The 15076-nt window shown below is 69.9% G+C and carries 15 protein-coding genes and 1 pseudogene; 10 read left to right on the plus strand and 6 right to left on the minus strand.

What is annotated here, in order from left to right; translation table 11 throughout:
* Positions 1–10: 10 nt before the first annotated feature.
* Positions 11–559 carry a hypothetical protein gene (locus FPZ11_RS19925; RefSeq protein ID WP_246846263.1) on the plus strand — a complete coding sequence of 183 codons (549 nt, stop codon included), beginning with the start codon at positions 11–13 and terminating at the stop codon, positions 557–559.
* A 2-nt stretch (positions 560–561) separates the two neighbouring features.
* On the plus strand, positions 562–1899 hold the full coding sequence (locus FPZ11_RS13585) for an FAD-dependent oxidoreductase (protein ID WP_146321684.1): 1338 nt from the start codon (positions 562–564) through the stop codon (positions 1897–1899).
* A 130-nt stretch (positions 1900–2029) separates the two neighbouring features.
* Here the strand turns inward: FPZ11_RS13585 and FPZ11_RS13590 are convergent, their stop codons facing one another.
* Positions 2030–2425 (minus strand): DUF1304 domain-containing protein, encoded by a 396-nt coding sequence (locus FPZ11_RS13590; RefSeq protein ID WP_146321685.1) that lies wholly within the window; start codon positions 2423–2425, stop codon positions 2030–2032.
* 35 nt (positions 2426–2460) lie between these two features.
* On the minus strand, positions 2461–2922 hold the full coding sequence (locus FPZ11_RS13595; protein ID WP_146321686.1) for a MarR family winged helix-turn-helix transcriptional regulator: 462 nt from the start codon (positions 2920–2922) through the stop codon (positions 2461–2463).
* 107 nt (positions 2923–3029) lie between these two features.
* Between FPZ11_RS13595 and FPZ11_RS13600 the strand changes: the two genes are divergently transcribed.
* The gene (locus tag FPZ11_RS13600; RefSeq protein WP_146321687.1) at positions 3030–3596 is read left to right on the plus strand and encodes an isochorismatase family protein; all 567 of its coding nucleotides are present in this window, start codon (positions 3030–3032) and stop codon (positions 3594–3596) included.
* Between the two features lie 19 nt (positions 3597–3615).
* On the opposite strand, the gene FPZ11_RS13605 is transcribed toward FPZ11_RS13600, so the two are convergent.
* Both FPZ11_RS13605 and FPZ11_RS13610 read right to left on the minus strand, forming a co-directional pair.
* Positions 3616–4635 carry an MDR family oxidoreductase gene (locus FPZ11_RS13605; RefSeq protein ID WP_146321688.1) on the minus strand — a complete coding sequence of 340 codons (1020 nt, stop codon included), beginning with the start codon at positions 4633–4635 and terminating at the stop codon, positions 3616–3618.
* 186 nt (positions 4636–4821) lie between these two features.
* Positions 4822–5295, minus strand: a complete 474-nt coding sequence (locus FPZ11_RS13610) for a hypothetical protein (protein ID WP_146321689.1) — start codon at positions 5293–5295, stop codon at positions 4822–4824.
* A 175-nt stretch (positions 5296–5470) separates the two neighbouring features.
* Here FPZ11_RS13610 and FPZ11_RS13615 point away from each other — a divergent pair, with 175 nt between their 5' ends.
* A complete protein-coding gene (locus tag FPZ11_RS13615; protein ID WP_246846264.1) occupies positions 5471–7090 on the plus strand; it encodes an LssY C-terminal domain-containing protein in 1620 nt (539 codons plus the stop codon).
* A 131-nt stretch (positions 7091–7221) separates the two neighbouring features.
* On the opposite strand, the pseudogene FPZ11_RS13620 reads toward FPZ11_RS13615, so the two are convergent.
* A pseudogene (locus FPZ11_RS13620) lies at positions 7222–8046 on the minus strand (NAD-dependent epimerase/dehydratase family protein); the annotation flags it as partial.
* On the opposite strand from FPZ11_RS13620, the gene FPZ11_RS13625 reads away from it, so the two are divergent.
* Entirely contained in the window at positions 7985–8596 is a 612-nt protein-coding gene (locus FPZ11_RS13625) for a TetR/AcrR family transcriptional regulator (RefSeq protein ID WP_168203834.1), read from the plus strand. The pseudogene FPZ11_RS13620 and the gene FPZ11_RS13625 overlap by 62 nt on opposite strands.
* Before the next feature lie 41 nt (positions 8597–8637).
* On the opposite strand, the gene FPZ11_RS13630 is transcribed toward FPZ11_RS13625, so the two are convergent.
* Positions 8638–9576, minus strand: coding sequence for an aldose 1-epimerase family protein (locus FPZ11_RS13630; protein ID WP_246846265.1), 939 nt, complete (start codon positions 9574–9576; stop codon positions 8638–8640).
* A 152-nt stretch (positions 9577–9728) separates the two neighbouring features.
* On the opposite strand from FPZ11_RS13630, the gene FPZ11_RS13635 reads away from it, so the two are divergent.
* The 5 genes from FPZ11_RS13635 (at position 9729) to FPZ11_RS13655 (ending at position 15024) form a co-directional block, all read left to right on the plus strand.
* On the plus strand, positions 9729–10430 hold the full coding sequence (locus tag FPZ11_RS13635; protein WP_146321693.1) for a YoaK family protein: 702 nt from the start codon (positions 9729–9731) through the stop codon (positions 10428–10430).
* Between the two features lie 112 nt (positions 10431–10542).
* Positions 10543–11643, plus strand: a complete 1101-nt coding sequence (locus FPZ11_RS13640) for a glycosyltransferase family 39 protein (protein WP_146321694.1) — start codon at positions 10543–10545, stop codon at positions 11641–11643.
* Positions 11644–12456: 813 nt separating this feature from the next.
* A complete protein-coding gene (locus FPZ11_RS13645) occupies positions 12457–13212 on the plus strand; it encodes a polyprenol monophosphomannose synthase (protein ID WP_146321695.1) in 756 nt (251 codons plus the stop codon).
* Between the two features lie 109 nt (positions 13213–13321).
* The gene (locus FPZ11_RS13650; protein WP_146321696.1) at positions 13322–13843 is read left to right on the plus strand and encodes a YbhB/YbcL family Raf kinase inhibitor-like protein; all 522 of its coding nucleotides are present in this window, start codon (positions 13322–13324) and stop codon (positions 13841–13843) included.
* A gap of 77 nt (positions 13844–13920) precedes the next feature.
* Positions 13921–15024: a dipeptidase gene (locus tag FPZ11_RS13655; protein ID WP_146321697.1), complete on the plus strand. Its 1104-nt coding sequence runs from the start codon at positions 13921–13923 to the stop codon at positions 15022–15024.
* The last annotated feature ends 52 nt before the right edge of the window (positions 15025–15076 follow it).

The following is a 15076-nucleotide window of genomic DNA, read 5'->3' on the forward strand; positions in this document are numbered from 1 at the left end:
GACTAGTCGTATGGCCGATTTCCACGTGTACCGTGACCGTCTCGAGATCCGCCTCACCCGTGCGGAGAAGGCGCTCGCGCTGCGCCGTGACGACATCGTCGTGCCGCGCGACAGCATCCGCTCCGTGGCCATCACGGCCGACCCGTGGATCTGGATTCGCGGGGTGCGGGCGCCCGGCGCGAGCATCCCGCTGACGCTCGCCGTCGGCACGTGGAAGTTCCACGGCGGCAAGGACTTCCTCGTGCTGAAAGGCAAGCAGCGCTCGGCCGTGGTGATCGACATCGAGCAGCCCGATGCCGACTCCGCCGCGTCGGAGAAGGATGCCTCGGCGAACGACGCGAAGCATGCCGCCACACCAGCGGACGACGGCGCGCAAGTCGATGCGGCCGGCGAAGCCGCGACGACCGGAGGCGGCGATGCGGCCCTTGCCGAGCCCGTCAAGGTGGCGGAGGGCTTCTCGCGCGTGGTCGTGTCGACGCAGCACGCGGCGAAGCTCGTCGAGGCGTTGCGCGACATCAGGCCGGGCGCCGACGGGCCGGCCGACGAGGTCATCGGCTAGCGATGGCTCGCGCCCGCTCCGTCGCGCCGACCAGGGTCGACGTCGACTGCTGTGTCGTCGGCGGAGGGCCGGCGGGGATTATGCTCGGTCTGCTGCTGGCCAGGGCCGGGGTCGAGGTCGCGGTGCTGGAGAAGCACGGCGACTTTCTGCGGGACTTCAGGGGCGACACGATCCACCCCTCCACCATCCAGGTGCTCGACGAGCTCGGGCTGCGCGACGCGTTCCTCGCCCTGCCGCACACCACGGTGCACTCGTTCGACGCGGTGCTCGACGGCACCCGCATCACACCCATCGACTTCGAGACGCTGAGCGGTCGCAACGACTTCTTGGTGCTCATGCCGCAGTGGGATTTCCTCGACTTCGTCGCGGAGCACGCCGCCGCGTATCCAGGGTTCCGGCTGCTGATGAACACCGAAGCGACGGAACTCATCACCGATGGCGGTTCCGGCCGCGGCGGCAGCGGTGGGGAGGCGAGGGAGACGTCGGCGGGACGCGTCGCGGGAGTGCGCGCACAGGGGCCGGACGGACCCGTCGAGGTGCACGCGGCGCTCACGGTGGCGGCGGATGGCAGGGACTCGCAGCTGCGCGAGGCATCCGGGCTGCCACTCGCCGACTTCGGAGCCCCGATCGATGTCGTGTGGCTGCGGCTGCCCTACCCGGAGCACCGGCCGCCGGACACGATCGGCTACTTCGACGAGAACCGGCTTGTCATCACCATTCCGCGCGAGGGCTACTACCAGGTCGGGCTGATCATTCCGAAGGGGAGCTTCGACCAGCTGCACAAGCAGGGCATCGGCTCGGTGCGCGACGCCATCGTGCAGACCGCGGGCTTTCTCGCACCTGTGATCGGCGAGCTCACGTCGTTCAAGCAGTTGAGGCTGCTGTCGGTGCAGATCGACCGGCTCGAGACCTGGTCGCGACCCGGCCTGCTGTGCATCGGCGATGCGGCGCACGCCATGTCGCCGGCGTTCGGCGTGGGGGTGAACTACGCGATCCAGGATGCCGTCGCCACGGCGAACAGGCTGGCGCCGCTGCTGCGCGGGGCCGGCACGGTAGCGGGGGCACGCGCATCCTCGCTCGACGCCGCCTCCGCGTGGGTGCAGCGTCGGCGGATGCCCGCCGTGCGCGCCATGCAGGCGGTGCAGCTCGTCGCCCACGAGATCATCAACGGCACGGGCCTCGATCTCGGACCTGTGCCGCTGAGCGAGCCGCGGCGCATCGCGCTGTCGGCGGCGATGCCCATCGTGCAGCGGGTGGCGGCGCGTGTGGTGGGGCGCGGCATCCGGCCGGAGCGCGTCTCGCGGCAGATCCGCGGTGCGACGACGCGCCCGTTCGTCTGACGACTTCCCTGGACGCGCTCGCCCAGACGCGAGCCGACCACCGCTCGATTGCGCCGGCTTTCGGCTACCGCGCCCGAAAACCTGGCGCGAGACGCGAGAAGTGGCGCGATTGCGGGGGTGCCGGGCGGCGTCAGGTGGTCAGCGGGTCGCTGAGGAAGATGAGCACGATGGCGGCCAGCGGCAGGATGCCCTGGATCAGCGCGGCGCGAATGTAGCGCGCCCCTGTGCTCACCAGCACCACCGCCGCGAGCACCATGCAGGTGAGGGTGAAGAACACGAGGGTGAGCCCGACGGCGTGCTCGCCGACGCCGTAGGCGACGATGCCCACGAAGGCTCCGATGGCGAGGAACAGGTTGTAGAAGCCCTGGTTGTAGGCCATCGGCCGCGTGATGTCGGCTGCGGCCTGGTCGGGCACGGCGAACCGCTTCCACACGCTCGGCCTCGACCAGAGCACGCTCTCCATCACGAAGATCAGCACGTGCAGCACGGCGGCGAGAGCCGCCACCAGCGTCGCGATCACGATCATGGCGCCAGCCTAAGGCGCCCGCGCGCCGCAACGGGTCAAGGCCGCGTGCCGGTCGCGGTCTCGTCGGAGATGAGGATGCGCAGGAGGCGGCGGAAGGTCGCGGCATCCTGCGTGCTCAGCGGTGCGAGGAACTCGTCTTCGGCGGCGGTGAATGCGGCGGACGCCGTGCGGTACGCGTCGCGACCGGCAGCGGTCAGCGCGACGGCGTTGCGTCGGCGGTCGCTGGGATCGGGCGTGCGGGTCACGGTTCCCGCGGCCTCGAGCCCGTCGATGAGGGCGACCATGGTGGTCGGATCGACGCCCAGACGCCCGGCGACGGTCTGCTGCGACAGGGGTTCGTCGTCGATGAGAACGCGGAGCACGCCGAGTGCGCGACGATCGAAGCCGAAGGGGGCCAGCGCGGCATCCACTCGCGCCGTGAGTCTGAGGTGCGCCTGCTTGACGAGGTAGCCGAGCACGTCGCGCGGGTCGTTGCGCTGCGGTTCTGCCGACGTCATCGCCAAATCATACCTGGTGTCAATCATCAGCTCAGCGAACTATTGTGTGCAGCAACGTCCGTGCTGCACCGCCCGGTCGTCGCCCGCCCTCGTACGAAAGAACACGCATGAGCATCGAACTCGAACAGACTCCCGCCCTCGTCGTCATCGACCTGCAGACCGGCATCCTCGGCCACCCGACGGCACACCCGATCGAGACGGTCATCGACAACTCCGCGAAGCTCGCCGAGGCGTTCCGCGCCAAGGGGCTGCCCGTCGTGCTCGTCAACGTCGCCGGTTCGGCGCCGGGACGCACCGACCGCAACAAGGCGATCGGGCGTCAGGGTGGGGGCACGATTCCCGCGGAGGCCACGGTCCTCGTGCCCGAGCTGAACCAGCAGCCGAGCGACATCACGGTGACCAAGCGCACGCTCGGCGCGTTTCTCTCCACCGACCTCGACGAGAAGCTGAAGCAGGTCGGTGCCACCCAGATCGTGCTCACCGGCGTCTCCACATCGTCGGGCGTGGAGTCGACAGCTCGCACCGGGTACGAACTCGGCTATCACGTGGCCTTCGTCGTCGACGCCATGTCCGACGCAGCCGAGCCGCACGAGGCCTCGGTCACCTACCAGTTCCCGAAGCTCGGCGAGCTCGGCACCACGTCAGAGGTCCTGGAGCTGCTCGCCGCGCGGTAGCCGGGGCCGGTGTCGGCGGTCAGGCGTGCACGTCGACCACGGTGCGGCCGCGGATCTGGCCGGCGAGGATGCTCTCAGCGGCGCCCAGGGCATCCTGCAGCCCTATCGTGCTCGTCATCGTGTCGAGCAGGTGCGGGTCGAGATCGGTGGCGAGACGCGCCCACGCCTCTTCGCGCAGCGCACGGGGTGCCTCGACGGAGTTGATGCCTGCCAGGGTGACGCCGCGCAGGATGAACGGCATGACCGTCGTCGGCAGGTCGCTGCCGCCGGCAAGGCCGCAGGCCGCCACCACGCCGCCCCACGAGGTCTGCGCGAGCACGTTCGCGAGGGTCACGCCGCCGACGGCGTCGACGGCGCCGGCCCAGCGCGTCTTCTGCAGCGGCCGTCCGGCCTCGGTGAAGTCGGCGCGGTTCACGATCGAGGATGCCCCGAGCTCGCGCAGGTAGTCGGCTTCCGTATCGCCGCGGCCGGTGGATGCCGTCACCGCGTACCCGAGTCGCGCCAGCACCGCGATCGCGACCGACCCGACCCCGCCCGCCGCTCCCGTGACGAGCACGTCGCCCGAGGCCGGCGCGACCCCGCCGCGTTCGAGCGCGAGCACGGCGAGCATCGCGGTGAAGCCGGCGGTGCCGATGGCGGCGGCCTGATGCTGACCCAGGGCATCCGGGACCTTCACCAGGGCTTCGCCGCGCACGATCGCGCGCTCGGTCAGGCCGCCGTCACGGCTCTCGCCGATGCCGTCGCCGTTGAGCACGACGCGGTCGCCCGGCACGAAACGCGAGTCGGCCGACTCGCGCACCCTGCCGACGAGGTCGATGCCGGGAACGATGGGGGAGCGCCGCAGCACGCCGGGGCGGCCCGCCAACGCGAGCCCGTCCTTGTAGTTGAGGGTCGAGAAGTCGACGTCGACGGTCACGTCTCCCGGCTCGAGCACCCGGTCGTCGAGCGTTCGGTCGTCGAACGTGCGCAACTGGGCCCGATGCACGGTGATCGCGCCGTTCTCGAGCTGCTGGTCGACGTACAGTGCGCGGAACGACATGGCCCTCAGCCTAGGGTGTGTCTGACAATTCGGGGCGGGTTGCGGTGTGCTCGCCACGGCCGCTCACTGCGGAGCCGGCGTCGGCCTCACCACCAGTGAGGCTCTCCTTCGGCTCCTTGCGATCGACCGCGCCGAGCGCATCCTCACCGACCCCCGAATTGTCAGACACACCCTAGGTGCGTGCGATCAGTAGCGTTGTGACGCCCTCGCAGCGAAGTAGGCGTTCGACGCGGGCAGGAACATGAGGATGATCGCCAGCAGCACGATCACGAACCCCACGACGCCCCCGGAGGAGCTCGAGTTCCAGCCGCTGCTGACCCACGGAGCGGCCGTGCCGAGCAGCGAGAGGATGCCCAGCACCGTCAGCGTGATGCGGGCCCAGTTGCGCCCATCGCGCATGCGGTTCACGATGATGAGCTCGATGATGGCGAGCACGAAGACGAAGATCGCGAACATCAGCACGATGCTGCCCGCCGCCGCACCGTAGATGCCGCCGAACACGGCGCCACCCGTCAGCGCGACGATGCCGATGACCAGCGCGAAGATGGCGCCGATCAGCGACAGGATCGCGCCGATCAGCCAGATGACGTAGGCGGCGGTGACCGTTCCCGGTCGTTTCGCGGCGGGCGCTGGTGCCGGCATCGGTTCCGGTGTGGTCATCTGACTTCCCCCTCGTCAGCTGCGACGCATCGGATGCGCCGACGGATGCGTCGCGACGGTCGCCGCGGCGGCATCCGAAAGCCTACCGATCGCACGGTGCCGCAGGGGCGAACCGCGGCGGAGCGCCCCGGAGTCACGCCGGGGCCGCGGCACGTCCCGGCCGTACGATGGCGGCATGGCCATCGGAGGGGACGGGGCTGCCGTGTCGGGCAGTGCGTCTTCCGCGGGGTCGAGGGCGGAGCCGGAGCCGGAGCCTCGCAAGCGGCCTGCCAGGCGCATCCGTCTGCGTCTGGCGCGCGTGATCGACTACGCCTACTTTCTGCTGGCCACGCTCGCGGCCATCTGGCTGGCCTGGTTGTTGGCATCCGAGAGCCTCAGCTGGGGCTGGTGGCTCATCCTCTTCTTCGTGCTCTTCTGGGGCCTGCTGGCTTACCTGGTGCTGCCGCGGCTGCACAGCATCCTCACCCGCATCTACGTGCCGAACTACTTCATCGGCAGGGCGCGCACGAGCGACGGGCTGCTCGGCGATCCGATCAACCTCGCTGTGCTGGGCAGCCAGTCCCAGCTGATGACGGCGATGGCGGATGCCGCATGGACGCGCGCCGACCCCGTCACCGCCCGCTCGAGCTGGCGCATCGTCACCGCGACGCTGCTGCGCCGCAGCTACGACGAGGCTCCGGTGAGCCCGCTGCTGCTGTTCGGTCGCCAGCAAGACCTCGCCTACCAGCAGGAGGTGAAGGGCAATCCGGCCAAACGGCACCACGTTCGGTTCTGGAAGTGCCCTGACGACTGGCGGCTGCCGGGCGGCGAACGGGCCGACTGGCTCGGGGCCGCCACGTTCGACCGCAGCGTGGGGTTCTCGCTGTTCACCCTGCAGATCACGCACAAGATCGATGCGAACACCGACATCGAGCGCGATCACGTGGTGCACTCGGTGACGCGATCGGATGCCTCGGCCGCGGTCAGTGTGATCAAGGACTTCTCCACCGGGTACCACTCGCGCAACGGCGGGGGCGACTCGATCGTCACCGACGGCGACCTGCCCGTCGTCGATCTGCGCACGACGGCGGCGGGGCCGGAGTTCGAGCGCACGGTCGACGTCGTGAAGGCGGCGGCCGACCGGCGCCCGCTCTCCATCACACTCGGCGCCGCGCTGCTCGCGTTGCGCGCCGTCGCGGGCGCGGTGTTCGTGGTCGGAACGGCGCTGCACTGGGGTGCGTTCGTCAGGTCGCTGACGGTCGAGATCGACGGGGTGCCGCGCAGCGTCATCGACGACATCGTGAGCTCTGTCGCCGTCACCACCGTCGTCGTGATCGCCGTCGGTCTGCTGGTGCAGGCCGCCTTGATCACGCTCATCTACCGCGGAAGCAACTGGGCGCGCATCGTGTCCATGACGCTGAGCGCGATCGCCGTGATCGCCGCGGCCGTCGACTTCTTCAACGGGGGCACGCAGGTGAACCTGCGCGCCAACCTGCTCGGCCTGCCGCTGGACATCCCTCGTGCTGCTGGCGCTGTCGTCCGAGAGTGCGAGCGCCTGGACGAGGCGCATCCGCTACCTGCACGTCGAGCGCCGCAGCGCGAGGCGCTCGGTGTCGCACACGTCGTGACTCAGCTGCTCGTCGAGGAGCGCAGCAGGTCGGCGCTCGCGGCGACGCCTTCGTGCACTGTTCGGTGGACGGGAGACCAGGCGAGCCGGCCTCTGGCCTTTGCGTTCGACACCAGCATGCTCACACCGTGCATCATCGCCGCGCCGTATGGCGCCATCGTTCGAACCAGCCAGGTGGGCACGACGTAGGGGCGGGGTGCTCCCGTGGCCGAGGCGATCTGCTCGAGAACGGCCCCGAACGTGGCGCTCTCGTCCGAGACGACGTTGTACGCCTGGCCTCCGACGCCTCTTTCGACAGCCGCAACGGTGGCTGCGGCCGCATCCATGTGGTGCACCCAGGGGAGCGCCCCACCGCTACGGGTGGTCGGCATGGTGCGATGCCGGAGCATGGCTTCGATCGCTGCCAGGTCGTTTCCGTAGAGCAGACCGTAGCGAAGCGCGACGCCTTCGATCCCTTCGGCTGCGAACGCCTGTTTCTCATTGGCGGCCATGGCGGCGAGGTGTTCGTCGAAGGCGTCGCCCTGAGGCATCCCGAAAGGCGCGTCCTCGGTGATGGCCGTCGGGCCGAGGTCGCGATAGCCATATCCGAAGACCATGGACTGGGTGATGAAGCGCGTGGCACCCACGGCGCGAGCGGCGGCGAGCAGATTCGCGGTGCCCGTGGTGCGCAGCACGTCGGTTCGACGCATGTCCGCATGACGGAGCGGCGCCTTCTTCAGCGCCGTCAGCTCACTGATCACGACATCCGCGCGAACGCCCTCGGTGGCGCGGAGCAGAGCCTCGCGGTCGAGGACATCCGCCGTCACCGCCTCAGCGTTGAGCGATCGAAGCAGGTCAACGCCCGGCTGCCCTCGCGTGACGCCGATGACGTCATGGCCGCCGGCCAGCAGTCGTGTGACGATCGGCACCCCGAGTGCTCCGGTGCCGCCGGCGATGAGAACGCGCACGGTGATTCCTTTCCTCAAAATAAGTAAGTACTTACTTTCTAGACCGCATAGACTGATTGCGCAAGCGGTCGGAACACTCGGCTGTGCTCGCGGCACCCGGCGCGATCCCCGTCGTCGGAGAGGAGAGGATTGTCGGATGGCGATCGAACAGGTCGGAGCCGGTTCTTCGGCGAAGGCACGTGTGCTGGATGCCGCCATGCGGCTGTTCGGCGAGCAGGGCTACGCGGCGACGACAGTGGCGCAGATCGAGGCGGCGGCGGGGCTACGCCCAGGCTCGGGTGGGCTGTACCGCCATGTCGCGTCGAAGCGACAGCTGCTCGAACAGGGAGTGCGGCGGGTGCTCGACGCGCACAACGACGTTCTCGTCGCCCTCTCGGAGGGCGTCGAGGATGCTCCGGCCGACGTTCAGCTGCGCGCGATCGCCGAGGCCGGGCTCGCCCGCCTCGATCACGATCGCGATCTGAACCGCGTCATGCTGCGCGACCTGCGCGACTTTCCCGAACTCGCAGACGAGGTGAGACGTCATGAGGTCGACGTCGTCACGCGCGCCCTCGCGACATGGCTCGCCGCGCAGAGGAGCGCGCGTCACCTGGACGTCGAGGCGACCGCCTCCGTCGTGGTCTCGGCAGTGAGCCACTACTGGACGATGACGGATGCCACCGGCGCCGCGCCTCTGGCGATCGAGCGAGACAGGTTCCTCGATGCGCTCATCGCGCTCGTGCAGAGCGTGCTTGCGCGCGACGCATGACAACCCGGAGCCGAACGGTCGAACCCGACCGCCCTCCTCCGTCAGAGGGCGGCGATGGTCCAGCCGGCGGTCGTGGTGTCGCCGGGCTGCAGCACGATGAGATCGGTGCCGGAGTTGAAGGCGTCAGGAGGGCAGGTCATCGGCTCCACGGCCAGGCCGAGCCGGCTGAGCGCGGGGTCCGGCCGGTCGGCGGTGTGGATCTGCACCCAGGGGCACGCGGCATCCCACCGCATCGCGACGCCGTGGCCGTCGGCGGCGACGATCTCGACGGCTGCCGTGCCAGCGGCATCCCGCTGCAGTGCGGTGAACGCGTGGTCGATAAACACCTCGCCGATGACGCGCGGTGTGCGGAAGTCGAGCTCACCCTCGCGAGCGGTGCCGCCGACGTGGGACGAGACGGCCGCGAGCCCGATCGGCGCGAGCCGATCCGCCGTGACGGCCAGCACGTCCGCGGCGGGCAGCGTGAGCGTCCAGTCGTCGACACGTCCCTGACCGGCCACGAGGTAGGGATGCGGCCCGGTGCCGAAGGGCGCTGCGCTCGTTCCCGAGTTGCGCGCCGTCACGGCGGAGTGCAGCCCGTCGTCGTCGAGCCGGAAGACCACCTCGAGGTCGACGCGATGCGGGTAGCCCTGCTGGGCCTGGATGCTCGCCGCGAGCTGCACGAAGTCGTCGCCCCTGTCGCGCACTGCGAAGTCCAGCCACGCCACGAGGCCGTGCAGCGCATTGTTCAACGCGGGCTCCGTGAGCGCCACCTGCTGCTCGACGCCGTCGAAGGTGTACCGCCCGTCGACGATGCGGTTCGGCCACGGGGCGAGCGTCGCGCCGCGGAAGGCGGGACGCAGCTCGTCGGCCTCGAACGGTACGACGAGGTCGCGTCCGTCGTGGGTCAGCGTGCGCAGCGACGCTCCGACGCTCGCGATGGATGCGCGGTAGTCGCCGTGGGCGAGGTCGATCGAGATTCCGGAGATGGGGATGCTCACCCCTTCATTCTGCCGGTTTCCGGCGCGCGCTGAGAGCGCTCCCACGTCAGTGCATCGGATGCGGCCGCAGCCGGGTGCGCTCGATCCGGCGCCCCGCGCTGTGATGGGATCGACTCGGCTCATCAGACACGCCCGACCGACCGGAGGACAGCATGGCCACGCAGTGGAGACTGCACGAACGCACGCACCTGGGGCTCATGCTCGCGCTCACCTTCTCGACGGGTGTGGTGGACGCCGTCGGTTACCTCGGCCTCGATCGCGTGTTCACCGGCAACATGACGGGCAACGTGGTCATTCTCGGCATGGCCCTGCTCGGCGGCGACAACCTGCCCATCATCGGCCCCGTCATCGCGCTGGTCTGCTTCATGGCGGGCGCGGCGGTCGGCGGCCGCGTGCTGCGCAGGGTCGACGCGGGGTGGACCCCGCTTTCGACCGGCGTCTTCACGGGAGTCGGAGTCGTGCTGCTCGTAGCGGCGGTGACGCTGTTCGCGGTGGGTGGGCATCCCGTGCAATCGGTGCAGTGGACAGTCACGGGGATGCTCGGCCTCGCCATGGGCGCGCAGGCGGCGACCGCGCGCCACATCGCCGTGAAAGACGTGACCACCGTCGTCGTCACCTCGACACTCGCCGGCCTCGCGGCGGACTCCGTGTTCGGTGCAGGGAAGCAGCAGCCGTGGGCGCGCCGCGCGGGCGCCGTCGTGCTGATCGGCCTCGGTGCGATCGTCGGCGCGGGCGCTGTGCACCTGCAACCGGCGGCCGGACTGCTCGTCTCGGCGGTGATCGTGCTCGTCGTCGCGGGATGGGGGCATTTCGTGACCGGCGGGCCCGTGCCGCAGGTCACGGCAGAGGCGTGACCGCTTCGCAAATTCTGAAGTGACATCCAGGTAACGCACGTCTGAGAAGAGGTTCACGCCAAAGTCACGTTCAGCGTAGAAAACGTCCAGGGCAGGACGATGACCTTGGGTGATGGACGCGCAACGTACTCCGACACGCCCCGCGCCGCGCGCCAGGGCCGGCGAGCGGTCGGTCGGCGCGCCGTCTTCGCGCCGCGCGACGGGCGTGAGCGACATCACGCGACCGACCTCGTTGTCACTGCCCCCGCAGAAGTGGTACCGCAGCGGGCGTGCCCCGCTCGTGCTCGCCGCCGCCGTCTGCGGAGTGATCGCTTTCGTGGTGTCGTGGCTCGGCTCGTGGGTGCCGTCGTTCTGGGGTGACGAGGCCGCCAGCATCATGTCTGCCGAGCGCCCGTGGTCGTCGCTGATGAACGAGCTCGCCAGAGTGGATGCCGTGCACGGCACCTATTACGCGTTCCTGCACCTCTGGATCGACGTGTTCGGCGCGAGCCAGCTCTCGACGAGGGTGCCGAGTGCCATCGGGGTCGGGCTCGCGGCGGCGGGCATCGTCGTGCTGGTGGCGCGCATGGAGCGGCTGTGGCCGGCCAACGGGCGCGACGGGCTGTCGTCTGCGGTCGGTGCGGCGGGCATCCGTCTCGGCGTCATCGCCGCCATGGTGTTCGCGGTGCTGCCGCGCACGACCTACATGGGAACCGAGGTGCGGTCGTACGCGCTCGGGACGGCGTGCGCCGTGTGGCTCGCGGTGCTGTTCCTCACGCTGGTGGGCGGGCGCGTCACCAGGGTGCTGCCCTGGGTGGGCTTCGCCGCCGCCTACGGGGCGTGCATCTACGTCTTCCTCTACCTGTCTCTGATCGCCCTGCCTTTCGGGGCGATGCTGCTGTGGGATGCTCGCGGCCGCCTGCGCACCACCGCGCTCGCGATCGTGCGCCCCGGCTCCGCCCCGTCCGCCGAGGTCGCCGCTCGTGCGCGGTCGGCTCGCCGCTGGCTGCTCGCCAGTGTGGGGGGGCGTTCTGCTCGCCGCGCCGCTGGAGTTCTTCGCGCTCAAGGAGCGCGGCCAGATCAAGTTCCTCGGCGCGCATCCCGGCGTGACGTTCATCAGCTTCACCGTGAACCAGTGGTTCGACGGCAGTTGGGGGCTGGCCGTCGCGGTCTGGGCGGCGCTCGTGGCCTTCGCCCTCGTGGGCGTCGTCGTGTGGCGCAGGCGTCGACATGACGGCAACCGGTCGATGCTTCCGCCCGCCCGCTCCACGCTGCTCGCGCTCGCCGTGTCGTGGTTCGTGCTGCCGCCGGCCGCGCTCCTGGCCGTGAACGCCATGGTCCCTGCGTACACCGTGCGGTACATGTCGTTCACGACACCGGCGCTGGCCATCATCCTGGCGATCGCCATCGAGTTCGTCGCCGTGCGGGTGTGGGCCAGGGCGAGCGGGATGCTCCGCGATCGTCGGAACCGCGGCGCGGTGGCGCCGGCGCACGACGGCTCAACGCGGGAAGGTGCGCAGGCGGGGCGGCGGGCGGGCAGGCTCGGGGCATCCGTCGTCGCCGCGATCATCGTGGCGCTGGTCGCTGCCGTCGCCGCTCCCACCTATGTCGCGCAGCGCGGACCGTACGCGAAGAACGGCGGAAGCGACTGGGCAGAGGTGGCCGGCGTCATCCAGCAGCACGCGCACGCGGGAGACGACGTCGTCTTCGACGACACCACCCGCCCGTCGCGCAGGCCGCGATTGGCCATGCACCTGTACCCGGCGCAGTTCGCGGGCCTCGTCGACCCGACGCTGACCGTGCCGTACACGCAGCGCGACGCGCTCTGGGACAAGACCGAGAGCATCACGGCGGCCGCCCCGCGGCTCAAGGCCGGCGATGGCCGCGTGTGGCTCATCGAGTACCGGGGACCGAACAAGAACGGCGCCGTGGATTCGGCCGGCATGTTCCACCGCATGGCCGAACTGCGCGCGCTGGGCTATTCGCTGACCAGCACTTACACCCTTCATCGGGATGTGGTCTACCTTTTCCTGAGGGGAGCAACGGCATGAACGCAGTCGTCATCATTCCGACCTACAACGAGGCGCAGAACATCGCCTGGATCGTGGGTCGGGTCAGGAACGCGGTTCCCGACGCGTCCGTGCTGATCGTCGACGACGGCTCGCCAGACGGGACCGGCGAGCTCGCCGACGGCCTCGCCGCCAACGATGCGGCGGTCGCGGTGCTGCACCGCGCGGGGAAAGAGGGCCTCGGCGCCGCCTACCGCGCAGGCATGCGCTGGGCTCTCGAGCGCGGTCACGACGTGATCGTCGAGATGGATGCCGACGGCTCGCACCGCCCTGAAGATCTGCCTCCCATGCTGGCGGCGCTCGACAAGGCCGACGTGATCGTCGGCTCGCGGTGGGTGCCAGGCGGCGGCGTCGTCGGCTGGCCACTCTACCGCAAGGCCATCTCGCGCGTCGGCAGCGCTTATGCCCGGTTCGCGCTCGGCGTCCCCGTGCGCGACATGACCGGCGGCTACCGCGTCTTTACCGCCGATGCCTTGGAGCGCATCGATCTCGATGCCGTGCTCAGCCAGGGCTACTGCTTCCAGATCGACATGTTGTGGCACGCCCAGGTGGCGGGTCTGCGCATTCGCGAGGTGCCGATCACGTTCCCGGAGCGGGAGCGCGGCAACTCGAAGATGTCGGGCGCGATCGTGCTCGAGGCGATGCTGCGCGTGACGGGATGGGCAGTGGGCTCGCTGCCGGCGCGCATGCGCCGAGCGGCGGGCAAGCAGCAGGCTGCCGCCGGAGTCCGCTGACCGTCGCCGGCGGCTGAGTGCCGGGAGCGCCAGCGCGCAGCGGCGTAGTCTGCCGACTGCGGTGCGCCGACACGGAGGTCGGTGCGCAGAACCGGCAGGAGGCAGTGTCATGGCAGAGGACCCGCTCGAGCGATTCGGGGCCGTGGAGCAGTTCACGGTGACGAGTGAGGATGTCGCCGACGGGCATCCCATCGCCGCACTGCACCGCGCGAGCAAGGGCGACACGTCGCCGCAGCTGGCGTGGAGCGGGTTTCCGGAGCAGACGAAGAGCTTCGCGGTGACCATCCACGATCCGGATGCCCCGACCGGCTCCGGCTTCTGGCACTGGGCCGTCTACAACATCCCGACCACGGTGACCTCGCTCGAGCGCGGCGCGGGCAGCTCCGGCGGCTCGTTGCCCGCCGGAGCGCTTCAGCTGAAGAACGAGTACCGCGAGGTGGGCTTCACGGGCGCCGAGCCGCCGGAGGGCACGGGCAGGCACCGTTACCACGTGGTGGTGCACGCGGTCGACGTCGATCACCTCGACCTCGACCCGGAGTCGACGCCCGCCGTGCTGGGCTTCAACCTGCACTTCCACACCCTCGCCAGGGCGGTCATCGTGCCGACCGCAGCGTTCGACGATGCCGACTGAGCCGCGCGCTTCGCGTGCGCCCTCGGCCGCGGCGGTCCACCACGGCGACGTGCGCGCATCGGGCTAGGTTCGTGCGCATGACGCATTCCGCTGCCGCTGCCGGCACGATCGATCCGGCCGTCGTCGTCGCCGAAGCCCTCGCGCTCTGCCCGGTGATCGATGGACACAACGACTGGGCATGGGAGTGCCGCCAGAACCGCGACTATTCGGCGGAGGGCCTGGATGCGCGGCTCGACTCGGACACGGACATCCCGCGACTGAGGGCGGGCGGCGTCGGCGCCCAGTTCTGGTCGGTCTTCGTCGAGGACACCGGAGACGGCCTGGCCGTGCGGCAGACGTTGGAGCAGATCGACTGGGTGCATCGCCTGGTGGCGCGTTACCCGGACGACTTCGAGCTGGCGCGGTCGGCCGCCGACGTGCAGCGTGCCCGCTCGCGCGGACGCATCGCGTGCCTGTTCGGCGCGGAGGGCGGCCACCAGCTCGACGATTCGCCTGCTGTGCTGCGGATGTATGCGGCACTCGGCGTGCGCTATCTCACGTTGACGCACGTGAAGACGAGCTCGTGGGCGGACTCGGCCACCGACGATGCGCTCCACGACGGCCTCAGCGACAGAGGACGGGACTACGTGCGCGAGCTGAACCGCATCGGCATGCTCGTCGACCTGTCGCATGTCTCGCCGAAGACCATGCACGATGCGCTCGATGTCTCGACCTCTCCCGTCATCTTCAGCCACAGCTCGGCGAGGGCTCTGGCCGACCACTCGCGCAACGTGCCGGATGACGTGCTCGCGAGGCTCACCGACAACGGCGGCGTCGTGATGCTCACATTCGTTCCGCAGTTCGTGAGCGAAGAGTTCTCCGACTGGTACGACGGCGACCGATCGACGCCCATGCCCGTCGTGACGATCGCCGACGTCGCCGATCACGTGGAGCACGCGCGCGAGGTCGCGGGCATCCGGCACATCGGGCTCGGCGGAGACTTCGACGGCACCGACGTGTTTCCCGAGGGCCTCGACGGTGTCGACGGGTATCCGGCGCTGCTGCGGGAGCTCGCCGCCCGCGGATGGACGAGCGGCGAGCTCGCACTGCTCGCGGGCGGCAACGTGCTGCGCGTGCTCGCCGAGACGGACGAAGCGTTCGAGAACGGTGCGCTCACGAGCGCACCCGTCCTGACTGCATAACGGTTTGCGATGCAACCACGCGAGCCGAAACACCGCGGAAACGATCGGCCAT

Origin of the sequence: Humibacter ginsenosidimutans (assembly GCF_007859675.1) — a bacterium.
GTDB lineage: Bacteria > Actinomycetota > Actinomycetes > Actinomycetales > Microbacteriaceae > Humibacter > Humibacter ginsenosidimutans.